The 529-nt window shown below is 68.2% G+C and carries 1 protein-coding gene; it reads right to left on the reverse strand.

Going from position 1 to position 529, the window contains the following annotated elements:
* Positions 1 to 529, reverse strand: a 529-nt coding sequence (locus DD1DGNOD_RS29125; protein ID WP_241255589.1) for a DUF362 domain-containing protein, incomplete at both ends; no start/stop codon positions are given.

Consider the following 529-nt stretch of genomic DNA (forward strand, 5'->3'; position numbering starts at 1 on the left):
CGGCCCGTTCGAGCGAGTGCCGGGAGCTGCGGCTGGGATGTTCGTCGCCACCGGTGTCGGGCCGGCCCTCCGTGTGGTGCGGTAGCCAGTTCTTGTCTGCGTTGATCCCGACCAGGTTCTTGAGACCGAGCGTGATCCCGGCCTTCTTGTGGCTTTTCAACTTGGGGAGATTCACCACGAGATCGGCCCGTAGCGCCGTACCGGACAGCAGATACTCGTGCCGGCCCCCGATGTGGTGGGAGTTCACCACCCGGCTGTCGTAGTCGGCGCCGTAGTAACGACCCGCTCCGCCGTGGCCGACGAATTCGCTGGCCGCGGCGAGGTCGAAGGCGATCGCGCCACCGGGATCACCCGGCAGGCGGCGCCTGGCCACGACGACGTCGTCGACCGTGGTCCATTCCTCCTGGCGCAGGTCGATCAGGTCGAGGCGAAGCCCGCGCTCCCGGTAGAAACGGCGCAGCTTGTCCAGGCCGAGCACGCCCACGATCGCGGAGAACGACGAGTCGGTCTGCGGCGCGTCGGCGACCAC

This window comes from Candidatus Protofrankia californiensis (assembly GCF_900634765.1).
GTDB lineage: Bacteria > Actinomycetota > Actinomycetes > Frankiales > Frankiaceae > Protofrankia > Protofrankia californiensis.